Raw genomic sequence first — 19,040 nt, 5'->3', positions numbered from 1 at the left:
GGCCGGGGCGCGGATGGCGGTGCCGACGAGGAGCTCGCGGTGGAGCGGATCGCGATGAGCCAAGATCACGCTCGCACCGTGGTGGTGCTGCCGACACCTACGCTCGCTGGCCGTCGCGAACCGGTGCGAGGTGCGCTCATGCCAGCGGGCGCGAACTCACACCGGCCACTGCTCGGTATCGTGATCCGGATGCTGCCTTGACACGAGGTCGGCCAGAAACGCCAATGCAGCCACATCGTCCTCGGTGGTACGCGCCGGCAGATCACCCAATGCATCGACGAAGGGCAGCTTGCGCTCCACACCGTACTGGATCAGCGGTGGCAACCGTTCGGGCGTATCGAACGCACCGGCGGCGATGGCGATGCCATCCGGCGCCTCATAGGTCAGCGGCGTGCCGCATTCGGCACAGAATCCACGCGACACCAGCGAGGAAGAAGCGAAGCGTTTCGGCTCGCCACGTGTCCAGCTGAACTCGCTGCCGCGCACGGAAACCAACGGCGCGTAGTAGGCACCGAAGGCTTTCTGACACATGCGGCAATGGCAGATCGAAGCGTCCGACAACCTGCCGCGCACGCGGAAACGCACAGCGCCGCATTGGCAGCCACCGCTGTACTCGAGTGCTGCGTCCATCGTTGCCTCAGCCCTGTTGAACACGGATGACCGGAGATCGTTGCGAGCTTGTGACTCGCAAGGACCTGTAGCGTCATATCTTGCGATCCGCACGCATCGCGAGCCGCCGCCAGGCAGCAACTCGCGATGGTGTCGTCGCGCTTAGTATTGCTTTTTCTTGCGCTTGGCCGGCTTCTCGCGCTGCGGCAACGGCGCTTCGGGCGCTGCGCCATCTTCGGCCAGACGGAAGTCGATCTTGCGCTCTTCCATGCTCGCCTTGAGCACCAGCACACGCACCGGGTCGCCCAGGCGGAAGGCGCGACCGCGGCGTTCGCCACTGAGCGTCTTGCGGATCGGGTCGAACTGGTAATAGTCCTGCGGCAACTGGGTGACATGCACCAGACCGTTGACCTTGGATTCGTTCAATTCCACAAACAGGCCGAAGCCGGTCACACCGCTGATCACGCCATCGAACTGGCCGCCGACATGCTTTTCCATCCACGCGGCGCGATAACGCTCGTCGACCTCGCGCTCGGCTTCGTCGGCACGCCGTCCGCGCTCGGAGCACTGCAGCGACAATGCCGACATCTGGCGTGGGGTATAGATATATTTTTCCGGGCTGGCGCCGGTCAAGGCATGCTTGATTGCGCGGTGCACCAGCAGATCCGGGTAACGCCGGATCGGCGAGGTGAAGTGCGCATACGCCTCCAATGCCAGACCGAAGTGACCGTTGTTGTCGGGCGAGTACACCGCCAGGCTCTGGCTGCGCAGCAGCACCGATTCCAGCAACGCGGCGTCGGGGCGCGCGCGCACCTTCTTCAGCAGCTTGGTGTAATCGCCGGGGCGCACCTTGCTCCAGGCCGGCAGGCTCAGCTGGAATTCCTTGAGGAACTCCAGCAGGTCTTCGAACTTGCTCTCCGGCGGCCGCTCATGCACGCGGTACGGCGCCGGCACATGCATGCTCAGCAGATAGCGTGCGGCCTCGACGTTAGCCGCGATCATGCATTCTTCGATCAGCTTGTGCGCATCGTTGCGCACCAGCATGCCGGCCTGAGTGACTTCACCGGTGTTGTCGAGCACGAAGCGCACTTCGGAGGTCTCGAACTCGATCGCGCCGCGATGCGTGCGCGCCTTCGACAGCACGTTGTACAGCTGATGCAGACGCTGCACCTGCGGCAGCAACGGGCCGATAAAGGCCTTGGTGTCGGCATCGTCTTCGCCGACCGCCTTCCACACCTGGTTGTAGGTCAGGCGCGCATGCGAGTTCATCACCGCTTCGTAGAAGCGCGAGCCGGTGACTTCGCCATCGCGGCCCACCTGCATGTCGCAGACGAAGCACATGCGGTCGACCTTGGGCATCAGCGAGCAGATGCCGTTGGACAGCGTCTCCGGCAGCATCGGCACCACGAACCCCGGGAAATACACCGAGGTGGCGCGCTTCTGCGCTTCGTCGTCCAGCGGCGTGCCCGGACGCACATAGTTGGAGACGTCGGCGATTGCCACCACCAGACGGAAGCCGTCGGCGTTGGGTTCGCAATACACCGCGTCGTCGAAATCCTTGGCGTCTTCGCCATCGATGGTGACCAGCGGCATCTGCCGCAGGTCCACACGCCCGCCGATCATCTGCGGCTCGACCACCAGCGGCACCGCGGCGGCCTCGTCCAGCACTTCCTGCGAGAACTCGTGCGGCAGCTCGTGGCCGTGGATGGCCATTTCCACCACCAGCGACGGGGTCAGCTTGTCGCCGAGCACCGCGATGATCTTGCCGATCGCGGGACGACGCGCATCCGGCGGCGCGATCAGCTCGCACACCACCAACTGCCCTTCGCGCGCTTCACCGATGCCGTCCGGTGCGATCTGCACATTGCGTTGCACGCGCTTGTCGTCGGGGTCGACGTAGGCCACGCCGTGCTCGTAGAAGAAACGCCCGAGCATGCGCGACATGCGGCGTTCGAGCACGCGTGCAATCGCGCCTTCGCGACGGCCGCGGCGGTCGATGCCGGTGACGTTGGCCAGCGCACGATCGCCGTGCATGACCTTGCGCATTTCGTACGGCGGCAGGAACAGGTCGTCGCCGCCTTCGTCCGGCTTAAGGAAGCCGAAGCCTTCCGGATTAGCGATCACCACGCCGGCGATCAGGCTGGTCTGCTGCACCGGCGCGTAGCCGCCACGGCGGTTCTGCACCAGCTGCGCTTCGCGCACCATCGCGGAAAGGCGCTTGCCCAACGCGTCGATGCGGTCGCTCAGATGCAACTGCTCGGCGATTTCTTCGGCGGTCTGCGGGCCGTCGCAGGCTTCGAGCAGCTGCAGGATGGCCTCGCGGCTGGCGATCGGCTCGGCGTAGCGCAGTGCTTCGCGATCGGCGTGCGGATCCTTGAACTCAGCGGCGGCAGCGGGAGAAGCAGTGACAGCTGCAGGCTGGACGGACTGCAGGCGTTCCGGCGGCGGCGCAGGCGGGCCGCTCTTGCGCGGATGCGGTGCGCGCGGAGCCGGCGGCTCAGGCAGCGGCGGCGCTACTTGCAGCTCTGGCGAGGCTTGCGCGGCTTTATCGGCAGCGCGCTTGTTTGCGGACTTGGTCGAGGCGCCAGCGGCGGCGCGAACCAGGAAGTCAGGCATCCACCCCGGCAACTTCTGTTTTTCGGCGGTGGTGGGCTCGCCAGTGTTGGCGGAATTGCGGCGACTCGGCCGATCGGAATCTGGGGTGTTTTTCTTGGTCATTGCCATCATATTACCCCGTGCAGCCTCGATGTGGGCTGAAAGCCGGCCCGTCCAGGCGTAGATCGCCGTGTTCACCCGTTGACAAGGCCGCCAGGAGCCTGCAAAATTCGCGGCTCACCTTGCCCAGGTGGCGGAATTGGTAGACGCACTAGCTTCAGGTGCTAGCGGGGGCAACTTCGTGGAGGTTCGAGTCCTCTTCTGGGCACCAGTTTAAAAAGACCTCCGAGCGATCGGGGGTCTTCTGGTTTCTGGGGTCTGAAAAATGCTTGAGTGCTGCTACACGGCTTGACCGACAGCAGCCTCATTCGAAGCTGCTGCTGACATTATCGTTACGGCAAGGCCGTAACGCCCGCCTCGCGCAAGGCCTTCGCCCAGATCGCATAACCGGCCTCACTGGGGTGCGTGCCGTCGGGCATCAGCGCCTCGGGCAAGGTCCCGTCGGGTTGTAACAGTTGCTTGCCGATATCGACCAGACGCACTGACGGATCCTTGGCATAGCGCGCGGCCAGCAAGCGGTTGGTCTCGGCGATCGGTGCGCGTTGCGCGTCACCCGCCTGGCGGCCGCGCGGCATGATCGCCATCAGGATCAGCTTGCTGTTGGGCAAGCGGCGATGCACTTCGTTCACCACCGCCTCCACGCCCAGGGCAGCCTCGGCCGGCGTGCTCGCGCGCGACTGCGCCGTGCCGGTGAGGTTGTTGGTGCCGATGTGCAACACCACCCAGTGCGGATCCAGGCCGTCGAGCTCGCCCTGGCGGATCCGCCACAACACGTTCTGGGTGCGATCCCAGCCGAAGCCCAGATTCAGCACCGGCCGCGTGCCGTACAACCACTGCCACGATTGCGCGCCACTGACGCGCGTGGCCTGCGGTGGGCCAGCCCAGAAATGCGTGATCGAGTCGCCGATCATCACCACGTCCGGCTTCAATGTGCGCGCTGCGGCAAGCGCTGCATGGTGGCGGGCATACCAGTCGTACGAGTCCTGTTCCAGCCAGTCGACCGGAATCAGCGAGGTCGCAAACTCGCGGCCGAGTTCGGCGACCGGCTTGACCGGCGACTCGCCCAGCAATCGGGCCAGGGTCGGTTCGATCGCTTCGGCAAGCATGCGCTGGCCATGGGTGTCCGGATGCAAGGCGTCGGCTGGCGGCCGGAAGCGCGTGTCGTAGAACAACTCGGTGCGTAGCTTGCCGTCGCGCAGAAAGATCGACCCCACATCCAGATAAGTGACACGCGGATTGTCGCCATAACGCACTGCAAGGCTTTGATTGATCTGCGCATCGCGGCGCGATTTTTCGCTGGAAATGTCGCTGGGCAGCACGCCCACCAACAGGAGGTGCGTGCGCGGCAGTTTCTGTTCGATCGCCGCGACCACCGCATCGATGCCCAGCTGGGTCTGCTCGGCGGTCTGGCCGAGATGGCCGGTGTTGTTGGTGCCTATCAGCACCAGCGCAACCTTGGGTTGCAGACCGTCGACCTCGCCATTGGCCAGCCGCCACAACACGTTTTCGGTGCCGTCGCCGCTGAAGCCCAGATTGAGCGCGCCGCGGCTGCCGTAAAAGGTCTGCCAGGTCGGCTGAAATTCTTCGTCCGGCGCCTTCGATTTTTCGTAGTTCTGGGTGATCGAATCGCCGATCAACAGCAGCGGCGTGTCGGCGTGCTGTTTGACCTGCTCCAGCACCTGCGCGTGTCGTTGCGCCCACCAGGCCTCCTGCAAGCGGTCGGTGGGTACGATCGAGGGCGGTGGCGTTTGTGCACTTGCCACGCCGCAGACCAGCAACAGCCCCCAGCACACCAGCACGGGCGCAATGGCAGACAGTGAAAGGCGAGGAAACACAGCGTGCAAAGAGCGGAGCATGCGCGCACCAGAGGCGGGAGAAGCAGCGATTGTGATCCGCGCGCGCCGCACCCGACAAGCGCGGACGCAGCCACTCGCGATGTAGCGGGGTGAGTCGCGCTGTGACGTGCTTGCCGTCTGCCGGCACCAGGCCACTGACACGGCACACCTGTGATGCCAGGCCGCTCACGCTTGCGTAGGAGCGCGCTTGCGCGCGATGAAGCCTTATCGATAGTGCTTCATCGCGCGCAAGCGCGCTCCTACCCGGCGATGCGAAGCAATCGCCTACACCAACACGTTGCCGGATCGACCACTACACACCTTGGGTCGGTGGCGTTGCCGCATCCAGCGGCAGCGCCGGAGTGTGGCCGGCTTCAGCGCAGGCCGGTCTCGGCGCGCGCAATCACCAGGCGCTGGATTTCCGAGGTGCCTTCGTAGATCTCGGTGATCTTGGCATCGCGGAAGTAGCGCTCCAGCGGCATTTCCTTCGAGTAGCCCATACCGCCATGGATCTGCACCGCCTGATGGGTGATCCACATTGCCGCTTCCGAGGCGGTGAGCTTGGCCACCGCCGCTTCGGTGCCAAACTTCTGGCCCTGCCCCTTCAACCAGGCCGCGCGCAGCGTCAGCAGCAGCGCTGCATCCAGCTTGCACTTCATGTCGGCGATCTTGGCCTGGGTCATCTGGAAGGTGCCGATGGCCGCGCCGAACGCCTTGCGCTCTTTCACGTAAGCCAGCGTGGCCTCGTACGCCGCACGCGCGATGCCCACCGCCTGCGAGGCGATGCCGATGCGCCCGGCGTCGAGCACGCTCATCGCGGTCTTGAAGCCCTCGCCCTCCACGCCCAGTACTTCATCGGGCTGCGCGATGTAATCGGCAAACTCGATCTCGCACGTGGCCGAAGCACGGATGCCGAGCTTGGGTTCGGTCTTGCCGCGATGGAAGCCGGCCCGATCGGCGTCGACCATGAAGGCGGTGATACCGCGCGAGCCCCTGTCCGGCTCGGTCACCGCAAACAGCACGATGTACTTGGCGACCGGGCCGGAGGTGATCCAGCTCTTCTTGCCGTTGATCACGAAGCTGCCATCGGCTTGTTTTACCGCGCGGCAACGCATCGCAGAGGCATCCGAACCGGACTGCGGCTCGGTCAGCGCGAACGCACCGATCTGCGCACCTTCGGCAATCGCACGCACGTACAGCTGCTTCTGCGCCTCGCTGCCGTTCTTCAAAATACCGGTGCAGAACAGCGAATTGTTGACCGACACGATGGTGGAGTGCGCGCCGTCGGCGGCAGCAATTTCGATCATCGCCAGCGCGTAGCTGATCGGGTCCATGCCGGCACCACCGTACTCGGCCGGTACTTCGATGCCCATCAGGCCGTTTTCGCCGAGCAGGCGGATGTTGTCCAGCGGGAACTCGCCACTGCGGTCGAACTGTTCGGCGCTGGGGGCGATCTTTTCCTGGGCGATGCGGCGCGCCACATCCTGGATCATCAATTGTTCTTCGGTAAAGCTGAAATCCACGTCGCATCCCTCCAGGCCTAGGCTGAGCACCCATTGTAGCCACAACCATTCGCATGCGTATGTAGTTGACCCCACACCCTGCCGGGCCGAAAATATCTCCATATCGCGATATAGAGATATTCATGGATCTGGAAGACTGGTCGGCGCGCCTGAAGGTGTTTGCCGACGCCACCCGAGTGCGCCTGCTGACCTTGCTTGAGCAGGAAGAACTCACCGTGGCCGAGCTGTCGGCCATCACCCGTCTGGCCCAGCCGCGCGTGTCCACCCACCTGGCCAAGCTCAAGGAAGCCGGGCTAGTACGCGACCGCCGCGCCGGCGTGTCGGCCTATTACCGCTTCGACGAGGTGTCGCTGGACCCGGCGCAGCGCGCCTTGTGGCTGGCGCTGAGCACCGGCAGCGACGACCCACTGTTGCGCCAGGACGCTGAGCGCGTGGCCGCCGTGCTGGCCAACCGCGCCGCCGACCAGAACTGGGCCGATTCGGTGGCTGGCGATATGGAGCGGCATTACTCCCCGGGGCGCACATGGGAAGCGCTGGCGCGCACCGCCCTGCCCTTGTTGGAAACCGGCGACGTGCTCGACATCGCCTCCGGCGACGGCGTGCTGGCCGAGTTGGTGGCCCCGCACGCCACCCGCTACATCTGCATCGACACCAGCGCGCGCGTAGTCGCCGCCGCCAGCGAACGCCTGCGCAAGCTGCGCAATGTGGAAGTGCGCGAAGGCGACATGCATGCGCTGCCGTTCCCGGATGCCAGCTTCGACCTGGTGGTGATGATGCATGCGCTCACCTACGCGGCCAAGCCGGCGCAGGCGGTGGCCGAATCCGCGCGCGTGCTGCGCCCCGGTGGCCGCTTGCTGTTGTGCAGCCTGGCCAAGCACGAACATCGCGCCGCGGTGCATGCCTATGGCCACGTCAATCTCGGATTTGCGTCCAAAGAATTGCGCAAGTTCGCCGAGAAAGCCGGGCTGGACGTGTCCAGCCTGGAGACGGTGACGCGCGAGAAGCGCCCCCCGCATTTCGAAGTGATTTCGTTGATTGCGATGAAGCCGGGAGTGGTGAGCCGGGATTCGGGATTGGATGAAAGCAAAAGCATTGACTCGCGGAGAACTGGATCATGACGCCTACGCCAATCCCTAATCCCCAATCCCCACTCTCGTTCTCACTGCCCTGGCTGCATCCCGAGCGCGCCGAAAAACTCAGCGCTGCGTTGCGCGAGCGCATCCTCATCATCGACGGCGCAATGGGCACCATGATCCAGCGCCACGACCTGCAGGAACAGGACTATCGCGGCACGCGCTTTGCCGACGGGTACGACAGCACGCAGGTACACGTGCATGGCCCGGGCTGCGATCACGCGCACGCGCCGCAAGGCCACGACCTGAAAGGCAACAACGACCTGTTGCTGCTGTCCAGCCCCGAGATCATCGCCAGTATCCATCGCGCCTATCTGGATGCCGGTGCTGATCTGCTGGAAACCAATACCTTCAACGCAACTTCGGTGAGCCAGGCGGACTATCACCTGGAGCACCTGGTGTACGAATTGAACAAGGCTGGCGCGCAGGTCGCGCGCACGTGCTGCGACGAGGTCGAAGCGCTCACTCCGCACAAGCCGCGCTTCGTGATCGGCGTGCTCGGCCCCACCAGCCGCACCGCATCGATCAGCCCGGACGTCAATGACCCCGGGTATCGCAACACCAGTTTCGATGCGCTACGCGAAACCTATCGCGAAGCCATCGACGGCCTGATCGACGGCGGCGCCGACACGCTGATGGTGGAAACCATCTTCGACACGCTCAACGCCAAGGCCGCGCTGTATGCGATCGAAGAAGTGTTCGAAGCACGCGGCGGGCGCTTGCCGGTGATGATCTCCGGCACCATCACCGACGCCTCAGGTCGCACCTTGTCTGGCCAAACGGCAGAGGCGTTCTATGCCTCGGTCGCGCACGGGCGGCCGCTGTCGGTGGGCTTGAACTGTGCGCTTGGCGCCAAGGATCTGCGCCCGCATGTGGAAACGCTGTCGCAGATCGCCGATGCCTACGTCAGCGCGCATCCCAATGCCGGCCTGCCGAATGCCTTCGGCGAGTACGACGAAAGCCCGGAAGAAATGGCCGCAACCCTGCGCGAATTTGCGCAAGCCGGCCTGCTCAATCTGGTCGGCGGTTGCTGCGGCACCTCGCCAGATCACATCCGCGCGATTGCCGAAGCGGTGGCCGATCTGCCGCCACGGCAGCTGCCGGGTGCGCAGGAGCTGGCGGCGTGATGCAGCACGTGGGCCCTCATCCGGCGCTGAGTTCCACCTTCTCCCGCTCGCGGAAGAAGAACGGCACATTGCTCGGCACGTGGACGAAAGGTCCCTTCTCCCGCGAGCGGGAGAAGGTGTCCAAAGGGCGGATAAGGGCCATCGCGATCCGCGCCCTGCCGACCACCAATCATCATCGCCTCGCCTGGACATTCGCTACGTCCGACGCCCACCAGAGCATCGCATGAGCACTCCCCGCTACACCCGCCTGTCCGGCCTGGAGCCGTTGGTCATTACGCCGGACCTGCTGTTCGTCAACGTCGGCGAGCGCACCAATGTCACCGGCAGCGCGCAGTTCCGCAAGCTGATCAAGGAAGAGCGTTACGAAGAGGCGGTAGAGGTCGCACGCCAGCAGGTTGCCAGCGGTGCGCAGATCCTAGACGTCAATATGGACGAGGGCCTGATCGATTCCGAAAAAGCGATGACGCGCTTTCTCAACCTGATCATGTCCGAGCCGGATATCGCACGCATTCCGGTGATGGTGGATTCGTCCAAGTGGAGCGTGATCGAAGCCGGTTTGAAGTGCCTGCAGGGCAAGAGCGTGGTCAACTCGATCTCGCTCAAGGAAGGCGAAGCGCAATTCATCGAACAGGCGCGCAAGGTCCTGCGCTATGGCGCAGCCGCAGTGGTGATGGCTTTCGATGAAGTGGGCCAGGCCGACACCTGTGCACGCAAGGTCGAGATCTGCACGCGCGCCTACAAAGTGCTGACCGAGCAGGTAGGTTTTCCGCCGGAAGACATCATTTTCGACCCGAATATCTTTGCCGTCGCCACCGGTATCGAGGAGCACGACAACTACGCGGTGGACTTCATCGAAGCCACCCGGCAGATCAAGCGCACGCTGCCGCACTGCCATATTTCCGGCGGCGTTTCCAATGTGTCGTTCTCGTTCCGCGGCAACGAAATGGTGCGCCAGGCGATCCATTCGGTGTTCCTGTTCCATGCGATCAAGGCCGGCATGGACATGGGCATCGTCAATGCCGGCGGCATGCCGATCTACGACGAACTGGACCCTGAACTGCGCGAGCGTGTGGAGGATGTGATCCTCAACCGCCGCAAGGACGGCACCGAACGCTTGCTGGAAATTGCAGAGCGCTATAAAGGCAGCAAAGGTGCGGCGAAAGTCGAAGACCTCGCCTGGCGCGAGAAGCCGGTGCGCGCACGCCTGGCGCATGCGCTGGTGCATGGCATCGATGCGTTCGTGGAAACCGACACCGAAGAAGCGCGGCAGCAATCCACGCGCCCGCTGGATGTGATCGAAGGTCCGCTGATGGACGGCATGAACGTGGTCGGCGACCTGTTCGGCGCGGGCAAGATGTTCCTGCCCCAGGTGGTCAAATCCGCACGTGTGATGAAGAAAGCGGTGGCGTATCTGTTGCCGTATATCGAAGCGGAAAAACTGCGCACCGGCGATATCGGCAAGTCCAACGGCAAGATCATCATGGCCACCGTCAAGGGCGACGTGCACGACATCGGCAAGAACATCGTCGGGGTGGTGTTGGCGTGCAACAACTTCGACGTGGTGGATCTGGGCGTGATGGTCTCCGCGCAGGTGATCCTGGACCGGGCGCGTGCGGAGAATGCCGATCTGATCGGGCTATCCGGCTTGATCACGCCGTCGCTGGAAGAGATGTCGCATGTTGCGCGCGAGATGCAGCGACAGGGATTCGAGATTCCGTTGTTGATCGGTGGCGCCACCACCTCGCGCGCGCATACTGCACTGAAGATCGACCCGCATTACAAAGCGCCCACCGTGTGGGTGAAGGACGCCTCGCGCGCCGTGGGCGTTGCGCAGTCGCTGATCTCGCGCGATCTGCGTCAGGCCTTCGTGGCCGCCAACGATGCCGACTACGCGGAGATCCGCACCCGCCACAGAAATCGTGGCGATGCAAAACGACTGGTCTCGCTGGAAAAGGCACGCGCGCAGCGTTTCGATGGCGATTGGGACAACTACGTGCCGCCTACCCCGCGTCAGCCGGGCGTGCATGTGTTCGACGACTATCCACTGCAGGAATTGATCGAGCTGATCGACTGGACCCCGTTCTTCCAGGCCTGGGAACTGGCCGGCAAGTTCCCGGCGATTCTCAGCGATGAAGTCGTCGGTCCGCAGGCCAACGAGTTGTATCGCGATGCACGCAGGATGCTGCGCACGATCGTCGCCGAGAAGTGGCTGACCGCGAAGGCCGTGTTCGGGCTGTGGCCGGCCAATAGTGTGGGCGATGATGTGGAAGTGGTCCTGACGGACCACCGGGATTCGGCGATCGGGATTGAGGATTCGCAGCAGCCTAGCCAATCCCACATCCCCGATTCCCAATCCCGGCAGCTCTTGCACTTTCTACGCCAGCAGGTCGACAAACCCGCCGACCGCCCCGACTTCTGTCTGGCCGATTTCATCGCGCCCAAGAGCAGCGGCAAGCAGGACTGGATCGGTGCGTTCGCGGTCACTGCCGGTATTGGTATCGATCGGCATGTGGCGCGTTTCGAAGCGGCGCACGACGACTATAACGCGATCCTGCTCAAGGCCTTGGCCGACCGTCTGGCCGAAGCACTCGCCGAGCGTTTGCATCAGCGTGTGCGCACCGAGTTCTGGGGGTACATCGAAGACGAGGGCTTGGACAACGAGGCACTGATCGCCGAGCGCTATCGCGGCATCCGTCCTGCACCCGGCTACCCTGCATGCCCGGAACACAGTGAAAAACGCACCTTGTTCGATCTGCTCGACGCCGAGCGCAACACCACGATGACGCTGACCGAAAGTTTCGCAATGCTGCCTACTGCGGCGGTTTCGGGTTATTACTTCAGCCACCCGAAAAGCCAGTACTTCGTGGTAGGGCGAGTGGGCAAGGAACAGGTTGCCGATTACGCCAAACGCAAAGGCATCACACTGGCGCTGGCCGAACGCTGGTTGGCATCGAATCTGGATTACGACCCGGAGTGAGGGCGGCTGATCTGCGGCTTGGCTGCAGGGTCCTTGCCGGCCCACCGTCGCGGGACACGCCGCAAGTACGTCCGTGTAGGCTCTTACGCGGCATCCATGCCGCGTAAGGTCCCGCGACGGTGGGCGGGCAAGGGCCAGTCAAGATGGTCGGTGTGCATGGTTTTCAATAAAACAGCCGGCAAACTTTCTGGTGCGGTGTCCTCGCCGCTTGCGGGACCGTGTGGCGGCATGGATGCCGCCACCGAGCCTACACGGATGTACTTGCGGCGTGTCCCGCAAGCGGTGAGGGCACCGCGCCCTCGACCGACCAGGCTTCTAACCTCAGCTTCTGACTGCAGCTAAACGAAGACTCCGAGTCGATATCTCGGCGTCTTGAAGTGATTGTACGGTCGGCACACCTCACCGACCGTGTCGCATCACGCAGCCGGCCGCAACACGTTCAAGACTTCGTAGCACGCACCCATGGTGTGGTAATCGGTCTTGCCGGCCGGGCTCTTCTCGTCGCTGTACTTGCGATTGTCCGCATCCAGAATGCGATACCAGGCGCCATAGCGATGGTCGATCATGTGCTTCCAGGAATAGTCCCAGAGCTTGTCGTACCACTGCCAATAACGCGCTTCGCCGCTGCGCTGCGCCAGCAACGCCGCGGCCGCCAGCGACTCGGCCTGCACCCAAAAATACTTGTCGTCGTCGCAGACCTTGCCATCGGGGTCGAAGCCGTAATACAGCCCGCCACGCTGCGCATCCCATGAGCGCTCTACGGCCACATCGAACAGATGTTGTGCGGTCGGCAACAACCAATCGGTTGGCGCGTAGCGATCCAGCAGCATCAGCAGCTTGGCCCACTCGGTCTGATGACCCGGCTGGAAGCCCCAGGGGCGGAACAGGTGCTTGGGATTGTCGCGGTTGTAGTCCCAGTCGATGTTCCACTGCAGATCGTAATGTTCCCAGACCAGGCCGTCGGCCTTGGCTGCCTGGCGCCGGGTCATGGTGTCGGCCAGCGACAGTGCGCGGTCCAGATAGCGTTGCTCGCCACTGGCTTCGTACGCGGCAATCATCGCCTCGCACATATGCATGTTGGCGTTTTGGCCGCGGTAGCTGGTGAAGTTGAATTGCGCATCGGCTTCGTCGCGATACAACCCGAATTCCGGCTCCCAGAAATGTTTTTCCAGCAGCTGCCAGGTTTCGTCCATCCACGCGCGCGCCTCTTCGATGCCGGCCTTCAGGCCGCACGAATACGCCAGCAGCACGAACGCCACGCCGTAGCAGTGATTCATGTCGTCTTCGACCACGCCATCGCGCAAGGTCCACGCATAGCCGCCGGTGGCCGCATTGCGGTGCACGTTGCGCAGATAATCCAGGCCGTGACGTACCGCTTCCAGATACTGCGCATCGCCGAATTCGCGATAGGCCATCGCGTAGTTGAAGACAAAGCGCGTACTGCTGACCAGATGCCGATGCCCAGCGTCGTAGATCGCACCATCGTCGCGGAAATACTGGAAAAACCCGCCCGCCGGATCGATCGCGCGCGGATGGTAGAACGCCATGGTGTCGGCGATATGCTGACGCAGCACATCGGCCGAGCGGAAATCGGGTGCGGGGGTCGCAGGCAAACGGCTCATGATTGTTCCTGGATCAAAGAATGGACTTCATCGACGCTCGGCATCGCGGCGAACGCGCCTTTGCGCGTTACCGCCAGCGCACCGACCGCCGCGGCAAAACGGATCACCTCGGTGATCGCAGCCGCATCGCCACACAGCTGCTCCAGCGTGGACGCGCGTGCCGCCAGCTGAAACAACAAACCACCGACGAATGCATCGCCAGCTGCGGTGCTGTCGCGCACCTGCACACGGAACGCCGGCACTTGGCCGGAATCGGTGCGCGTCTGCCAATGCACCGGCCCGCCACCATCGGTGACCAGCAACCAGCTGGCCTGGCCCTGCCACAGCTTCTGTGTAACCGTGCTGGCATCGCCATCGAGCGTGCCGGCCAGGTAATCGAGTTCTTCGCGCGAGAGCTTGACCACATCGGCCAGCGCCAACGCCTCCCACAGCAGCGCTGCCGGATCTACATCCTGCGGCCACAACATCGGGCGCAGATTGAGATCCAGGCTGACGATGGCACCATCGGCGCGCGCGGCGCGCATGCCATCGAGCGTGCACTGCGCAATCGCAGGCTCGGTCATGCTGTTGGAGCACACATGCAGCACGGCGGCCTGCTTGAAACCGTCAGCAGCAAAGTGCTCGGGACGGAACAATAGATCCGCCGCAGGCGGGCGATAGAAACTGAAACTGCGCTCGCCGGCTTCATCCAATGCAACGAAGGCCAGCGCAGTCTTGGCCTGATCGGTGCGCACGATGCCATCGGTGGCGACGCCGGCCTGCTGCAGACTCTGCAGCAGAAAATCGCCGAACATATCGCGCCCTAGCATGCCGACAAAATGCGCCGCACCGCCCAGCCGCGCCACCGCAATGGCGACGTTGGCCGGCGCACCGCCGGCGTATTGCGCGAATGTGAGCGCCTCGTCGGGGCCGGCCGGCGGCAGCGCCAGCATGTCGATCAAGGCCTCGCCGAAACAGACCACCCGATTCTTGACAGCACTCATGCGCGCGCCTCCGCCAGTGCACCACGCAGACGCGAGCCCCAGATGCCGTAGAACACGATGTACAGGTAGCACAGCAGCGGCAGAACGAACGATTCGTGCAGACCGATGCTGTCGGCCAGCAAACCTTGCAGATACGGCACGATGGCGCCGCCGACAATCGCCATGATCAACAGGCTCGATGCGCGGCCGGTCAATGGACCAAGGCGCTCGATGCCCAGCGTAAAGATGGTCGGGAACATGATCGAGTTGAACAAGCCGATCGCCACCAATGCATACACCGCCAGCATGCCGCCGCTGGCCATGGTCAGGCCCAGCAGCAGTGCATTGATTGCAGCGAACACCGACAACAACACACGCGGCGACAGCTTGGCCAGCAAGGCCGAACCGATGAAGCGGCCGATCATCGCCAGCGTCCAGTACGCCGACACGTAGTTGGTTGCCTCACGCTCGGTGAAACCACCGATCTGCGGCAACGAGAAGTAGTTGACCATCAAGCTACCGATCGCCACTTCCGCGCCGACGTAAAAAAAGATCGCCAGCACTCCGAAGCGCACATGCGGATGACGCAAGGCATCCAACAGCGAATGCTTGCTCTCGTCCTTCTGCGCGCCGGCATCGGTCAGTGCCGGCAGACGGAACAGAAACACGAAGATCGCCAGCAAGAACAGCACGATGCCAAGGCCAATGTACGGCCCCTGCACGGCCTGCGCTTCCTGCACGCGATAGGCCAGTTGCTCGGCCTCTGGCAGCACCTTGAGCTGGTCGCCGCTCATCACGGTGTTGGACAGGATCAACCAGCCACCGAACAGCGGCGCGATCGCGGTGCCCAACGAATTGAGCGCCTGTGCCAGAGTCAAACGGCTGGACGCACTGCGCTCCGGACCCAGCAACGCGACATACGGATTCGCCGCCACCTGCAGGATGGTGATGCCGGTGGCAAGCACGAACAGCGCGCCGAGAAATGCGCCATAGACGCGTAATTCTGCCGCAGGCCAGAAGCCCAATGCACCGACCGCAGCAACCGCCAGACCGGCAACGATGCCTTGTTTGTAGCCAAGCCTGGCCACCAGCCAACCGGCCGGCAGCGACATCAGGAAATACGCACCGAAGAAGGTGAACTGCACCAGCATCGCCTGCGCGAAGTTGAGTTCGAAAACGGCCTTCAGATGCGGAATCAGAATGTCGTTGAGGCAGGTGAGAAAGCCCCACATGAAAAAGATCGTGGTGACGACCGACAACGCAACGCCGTTGTTGACCGGCGCCTTGTTGCCGCTTGGCACAGTGGATTGCGTGGAAAGGGAAACCATAGGAATTGCCTGGTCAGCGGCCTGAGGCCTTGGTGGGGGAATGAGCGGGGAAATCGGAATCGCCTGGGGGATGATGCGTCAGCACGGATGGCGAGCAGGCGCTGCTCGCGCGGATGTTCAATGCGACTGCGGCCGTCAAGCGCTGCGATGCGCGCTCCGGGCTGCCAATACGCTGCAGCACCAGCTGCGCGGCTTGCCTGCCGCGCGCACGCGGATCTGCGGCCAACGTAGTCAATGCCGGTGTAAACAAGGCGGCTTCGGCGATGTCGTCGAAGCCGGTCACTGCAAAATCGCGGCCCGGCACGATGCCGTGCATCGCCAGCGCGGCCATCAAGCCCAGCGCAACGCTGTCGTTGTAGCAAACCGCAGCGGTTGCAGCGTGGTCGGCGCCATCGAGCATGCGCGCGCCGCACAGCGCGGCGTCCTGACGATTCGGTGCGGATTCGACGTAGTGCACGGTAAAGCCAGCATTCGTCATCGAGCGGGTGTAGCCAGCGCGGCGCTGGCGGCAGGAACTGGATTCGGCATGGCCACCGAAAAACACGATGCGCCGATGGCCCTGCGCGATCAGATGCTCGCAGGCCAGAAACGCACCCTGTTCGTTATCCAGCGCCAGCAGATCCCACTGCGCGCCCTCCACTTCGCGGTTGAACAACACCACGTTGTGCTGGCGCCCCAGCACCTGATTCAGTGCCTGGGCCTGGCTGCCTTCGGCCGGCGACAGGATGATGCCGGCAGGCGTGTGCTCCATCAGCGAGGTCAGCACCGCCTGCTGGCGCTGCGTGGATTCGCCGGTGCTGCCGAGCAAGGTGACGTAGCCGGCCGCACCCAAGGCCTCATCCACACCTGCAGCGAACTCGGCGAAGAATGGATTGGACAGATCGTTGATGACCAGCGCGATGCTGGACGAGGTGCGGCAGCGCAGATTGGCCGCGGCACGGTTGTAGACGTAGTTCTGCCGATCCAGCTCGGCCTCCACGCGTGCGCGCGTGGTCGCATGCACCAGCGGGCTGCCGCGCAACACCAAAGACACGGTCGCGCGCGATACGCCGATGGCATTGGCGATATCGCGCAACGTCACTGCACCGCGTCGAATACGGCGCGCATCGTCGTCATCCGGGGCGGCCGGCATTGGCTTGGCACGCGTCATGTAGCCGGCTTTGCAGTGGAAGAAATGCGCATGTATCTGGCGTCGATTGGATCGATCCAATTAGGCCTTTTCCGGCCAATCAATGCATGCGGCAGTGCAGCATATTCAGTGCGTGCTGGCTGGACTGGCGAATGTCGTGCTACCTGAGCTGCAAGCCCTGTACCTGGCTTTCGCGGCAATTCGGCGGGCACGGCCTGGCCGTCGCCACACCAACTGCCATCACTGAAACGCGATCGACAAGCCGATCCCGCCCTGCCAATCCGGGCTCTCCGAAGTCAGCCCACGCAGCACCGACACATCCAACTGCATCGCATGCGGCAGCTGCCAGGCGCCGCCGGCACCAGCCACGCGCGAATGCTCGCTGCCGGTGTCGAAGCCCGCTTCCACATAGCTGCTGAAACGCTCGCCGGAAAAGAACGTGTAGTTGGGCGAGAAGGTCCAGGTGTGCCCGTCGTTGACGCGCGCATAGTTGACGTACAGCGCCAGCGCGCGCTCCTGCGCCAGATCCCACGACGCGGTCACGCCCAGCTCGCGCGCGTAGCCATCGCTGAAATCAGGACTGCCGGTCGGCACGCTGTAGCTGCCGAGCGCGGCCCAATGAAAGCTGTCCGAACGCGACGGCAGTGCGACCTTCAAGCCGATATGGCTGTCGCCACCGCCATGCACGCGCGCGCCACCGCCGTGCTGCCAGTTGTAACTGTCGCTGCCCAGCTGCAGCTCCACGTTCTGCAACAAGCCCAGACGCAGCAACGTATCGGCGGTGTACTGCGTAATCCGCTGCCCATCGGCGCGGTCGGTGCTCGCATCTGGCAAGCCCTGTTCCCAGGCAAACGCACCCGGCTGCAGCGTTTCGGCAGCGAACGGAATCCCGGGGCGATCGAATGCCGGCGCCTCGGCCGCCTGCGCGGCCGCCTGCTGACTAAGCGCGCACAGCACAAGCCCCAATAATCCAACCGACACAGCGTTGCGACGCCCATGCATGCACGGAACACGGCGCACTGCTGAGCGCATTGAGGCATCGGCACACGATGGCAGGGAATTCGAAGACATGGACATACGCGACACCATCGGCAGGAAGTGAGCTGCAACGCCACGGACACCGTGCCCGCATACGTCGACCAACAACGCCGCGCATGGTGCCGCGCGTGCCGTGACCGGCCTGTGTATCGCCAGCCGCGTGTTTGCTGCACTGCTCAACACGCATGCGGGCAAGCAGGGATCCAGCTGCGCAACGCCAAGGCATGCGCCAAAACAGATGGGCACCCATCAGGTGCCCATGTAACAACAAAACCATGTCGTGCAGCGTTACCAGACCAGGTCGTCGGGCACCTGATACTGGGGGTCCGCATACGGGTCGTCGCTTGCCGGTGCATTCGGATCCACCTTCAATGCGACCGAAGGTGCGAACACCGCTTCGGCTTCGGCCAGCAACTCGGCGGTGACCAGCAGATAACGCCCGTTGAGCTGCAACACACCCAGCTCGCCGGCGTTGAGCGCCTTGAGCTGATCGGCGGTCACGTAGATGCGCTTGATCTTGCCGCCATACGGAAAATGCCGGGCGATATCGGCATCGGCATGATTCAGGCCCTTGTCCTTGAGCAATTCTTCGAGCTTGGCCTTGGCTTCGCGACGCAGGCGAGCTTCTTCCTGCTTCAGTCGCTCGGCTTCGATCCGTTCGTCCTTCTCGCGCTGCGCACGGATTGCATAGGCCTTGGCCAGATCGATGTCTTCGCGCGTGCGTGCCGGTTTAGGGCCGCGACGCTCTGCATTGGCATGCTGCGGACGTGGCGAGGCTGCTGGCTTGCCATCGTTGCGACGATCAGGCCTGCCGTTGCTTGTGCGCTCATGCTTGCCATCGGTCGCCGCAGCGGCGTGCGGCCGCTGCGGTCCCCTGCCCTGGCCGCCCGGCGTGTTGCCGCCGGGCGCGGGCCTGCCACCGTTGCCATGGTGACGCGCGGCAGGCCGTGCGTCGGGTTTGCGTTCGGGCTTGGGGGCGGACTTGAAGCCCAACCCAAGCAACTGGTCACGTAAGGTATCGCTCATGGCGGTGGCAATCTGC

14 protein-coding genes and 1 tRNA gene are annotated in these 19,040 nt (G+C 63.7%); 5 read left to right on the top strand and 10 right to left on the bottom strand.

The features are described 5' to 3' along the window. Positions 1 to 156 precede the first annotated feature (156 nt). Together AC1KVG_RS11335 and rnr are read right to left on the bottom strand one after the other, a co-directional pair. The gene (locus tag AC1KVG_RS11335) at positions 157 to 630 is read right to left on the bottom strand and encodes a GFA family protein (protein WP_481094466.1); all 474 of its coding nucleotides are present in this window, start codon (positions 628 to 630) and stop codon (positions 157 to 159) included. A 141-nt stretch (positions 631 to 771) separates the two neighbouring features. Beyond that, entirely contained in the window at positions 772 to 3,327 is a 2,556-nt protein-coding gene (gene rnr, locus AC1KVG_RS11330; RefSeq protein ID WP_176341008.1) for a ribonuclease R, read from the bottom strand. 121 nt (positions 3,328 to 3,448) lie between these two features. Here rnr and AC1KVG_RS11325 point away from each other — a divergent pair. Continuing rightward, positions 3,449 to 3,535: transfer RNA gene (locus AC1KVG_RS11325), tRNA-Leu, on the top strand. A 121-nt stretch (positions 3,536 to 3,656) separates the two neighbouring features. On the opposite strand, the gene AC1KVG_RS11320 is transcribed toward AC1KVG_RS11325, so the two are convergent. After that, positions 3,657 to 5,180, bottom strand: a complete 1,524-nt coding sequence (locus AC1KVG_RS11320) for a platelet-activating factor acetylhydrolase IB subunit (RefSeq protein WP_481094465.1) — start codon at positions 5,178 to 5,180, stop codon at positions 3,657 to 3,659. Positions 5,181 to 5,533: 353 nt separating this feature from the next. Continuing rightward, complete coding sequence (locus AC1KVG_RS11315) at positions 5,534 to 6,652, bottom strand: acyl-CoA dehydrogenase family protein (RefSeq protein ID WP_481094519.1); 1,119 nt, start codon at positions 6,650 to 6,652, stop codon at positions 5,534 to 5,536. A 152-nt stretch (positions 6,653 to 6,804) separates the two neighbouring features. On the opposite strand from AC1KVG_RS11315, the gene AC1KVG_RS11310 reads away from it, so the two are divergent. Genes AC1KVG_RS11310 through metH form a run of 4 tightly spaced genes read left to right on the top strand, consistent with a single transcriptional unit; the run spans position 6,805 to position 11,919 of the window. Beyond that, on the top strand, positions 6,805 to 7,800 hold the full coding sequence (locus AC1KVG_RS11310) for an ArsR/SmtB family transcription factor (RefSeq protein WP_481094464.1): 996 nt from the start codon (positions 6,805 to 6,807) through the stop codon (positions 7,798 to 7,800). Further along, positions 7,797 to 8,942, top strand: a complete 1,146-nt coding sequence (locus tag AC1KVG_RS11305; protein WP_481094463.1) for a homocysteine S-methyltransferase family protein — start codon at positions 7,797 to 7,799, stop codon at positions 8,940 to 8,942. The genes AC1KVG_RS11310 and AC1KVG_RS11305 overlap by 4 nt, the downstream gene beginning before the upstream one ends. Next, complete coding sequence (locus tag AC1KVG_RS11300; protein ID WP_481094462.1) at positions 8,939 to 9,169, top strand: hypothetical protein; 231 nt, start codon at positions 8,939 to 8,941, stop codon at positions 9,167 to 9,169. The genes AC1KVG_RS11305 and AC1KVG_RS11300 overlap by 4 nt, the downstream gene beginning before the upstream one ends. Further along, positions 9,166 to 11,919, top strand: a complete 2,754-nt coding sequence (gene metH / locus AC1KVG_RS11295) for a methionine synthase (RefSeq protein WP_481094461.1) — start codon at positions 9,166 to 9,168, stop codon at positions 11,917 to 11,919. Before AC1KVG_RS11300 ends, metH begins: the two co-directional genes overlap by 4 nt. Positions 11,920 to 12,335: 416 nt before the next feature. Here the strand turns inward: metH and AC1KVG_RS11290 are convergent, their stop codons facing one another. The 6 genes from AC1KVG_RS11290 to AC1KVG_RS11265 form a co-directional block, all read right to left on the bottom strand. Further along, positions 12,336 to 13,541, bottom strand: a complete 1,206-nt coding sequence (locus AC1KVG_RS11290) for an AGE family epimerase/isomerase (RefSeq protein WP_481094460.1) — start codon at positions 13,539 to 13,541, stop codon at positions 12,336 to 12,338. Continuing rightward, positions 13,538 to 14,524, bottom strand: coding sequence for a carbohydrate kinase family protein (locus AC1KVG_RS11285; protein WP_481094459.1), 987 nt, complete (start codon positions 14,522 to 14,524; stop codon positions 13,538 to 13,540). The genes AC1KVG_RS11290 and AC1KVG_RS11285 overlap by 4 nt, the downstream gene beginning before the upstream one ends. Further along, complete coding sequence (fucP, locus tag AC1KVG_RS11280; RefSeq protein ID WP_006451864.1) at positions 14,521 to 15,831, bottom strand: L-fucose:H+ symporter permease; 1,311 nt, start codon at positions 15,829 to 15,831, stop codon at positions 14,521 to 14,523. Before fucP ends, AC1KVG_RS11285 begins: the two co-directional genes overlap by 4 nt. Before the next feature lie 13 nt (positions 15,832 to 15,844). Continuing rightward, entirely contained in the window at positions 15,845 to 16,981 is a 1,137-nt protein-coding gene (locus AC1KVG_RS11275) for a LacI family DNA-binding transcriptional regulator (protein WP_481094458.1), read from the bottom strand. A gap of 219 nt (positions 16,982 to 17,200) precedes the next feature. Continuing rightward, positions 17,201 to 18,049 (bottom strand): transporter, encoded by an 849-nt coding sequence (locus AC1KVG_RS11270; RefSeq protein WP_481094457.1) that lies wholly within the window; start codon positions 18,047 to 18,049, stop codon positions 17,201 to 17,203. A gap of 237 nt (positions 18,050 to 18,286) precedes the next feature. Next, on the bottom strand, positions 18,287 to 19,024 hold the full coding sequence (locus AC1KVG_RS11265; RefSeq protein ID WP_481094456.1) for a DUF2058 domain-containing protein: 738 nt from the start codon (positions 19,022 to 19,024) through the stop codon (positions 18,287 to 18,289). Between the last annotated feature and the right edge of the window lie 16 nt (positions 19,025 to 19,040).

The organism is Xanthomonas sp. NCPPB 3959 (assembly GCF_056675575.1).
The sequence above is the reverse complement of the archived record's forward strand: the minus strand, read 5'-3'. Positions and strand labels throughout refer to the sequence as shown.

What these genes read in the sequence shown, in the direction of transcription:
- AC1KVG_RS11335 (WP_481094466.1), bottom strand. Translation starts at nt 630, where the DNA reads ATGGACGCAGCACTCGAGTACAGCGGTGGCTGCCAATGCGGCGCTGTG.
- rnr (WP_176341008.1), bottom strand. Translation starts at nt 3,327, where the DNA reads ATGACCAAGAAAAACACCCCAGATTCCGATCGGCCGAGTCGCCGCAAT.
- AC1KVG_RS11320 (WP_481094465.1), bottom strand. Translation starts at nt 5,180, where the DNA reads ATGCTCCGCTCTTTGCACGCTGTGTTTCCTCGCCTTTCACTGTCTGCC.
- AC1KVG_RS11315 (WP_481094519.1), bottom strand. Translation starts at nt 6,652, where the DNA reads ATGATCCAGGATGTGGCGCGCCGCATCGCCCAGGAAAAGATCGCCCCC.
- AC1KVG_RS11310 (WP_481094464.1), top strand. Translation starts at nt 6,805, where the DNA reads ATGGATCTGGAAGACTGGTCGGCGCGCCTGAAGGTGTTTGCCGACGCC.
- AC1KVG_RS11305 (WP_481094463.1), top strand. Translation starts at nt 7,797, where the DNA reads ATGACGCCTACGCCAATCCCTAATCCCCAATCCCCACTCTCGTTCTCA.
- metH (WP_481094461.1), top strand. Translation starts at nt 9,166, where the DNA reads ATGAGCACTCCCCGCTACACCCGCCTGTCCGGCCTGGAGCCGTTGGTC.
- AC1KVG_RS11290 (WP_481094460.1), bottom strand. Translation starts at nt 13,541, where the DNA reads ATGAGCCGTTTGCCTGCGACCCCCGCACCCGATTTCCGCTCGGCCGAT.
- AC1KVG_RS11285 (WP_481094459.1), bottom strand. Translation starts at nt 14,524, where the DNA reads ATGAGTGCTGTCAAGAATCGGGTGGTCTGTTTCGGCGAGGCCTTGATC.
- fucP (WP_006451864.1), bottom strand. Translation starts at nt 15,831, where the DNA reads ATGGTTTCCCTTTCCACGCAATCCACTGTGCCAAGCGGCAACAAGGCG.
- AC1KVG_RS11275 (WP_481094458.1), bottom strand. Translation starts at nt 16,981, where the DNA reads ATGACGCGTGCCAAGCCAATGCCGGCCGCCCCGGATGACGACGATGCG.
- AC1KVG_RS11270 (WP_481094457.1), bottom strand. Translation starts at nt 18,049, where the DNA reads ATGGTGTCGCGTATGTCCATGTCTTCGAATTCCCTGCCATCGTGTGCC.
- AC1KVG_RS11265 (WP_481094456.1), bottom strand. Translation starts at nt 19,024, where the DNA reads ATGAGCGATACCTTACGTGACCAGTTGCTTGGGTTGGGCTTCAAGTCC.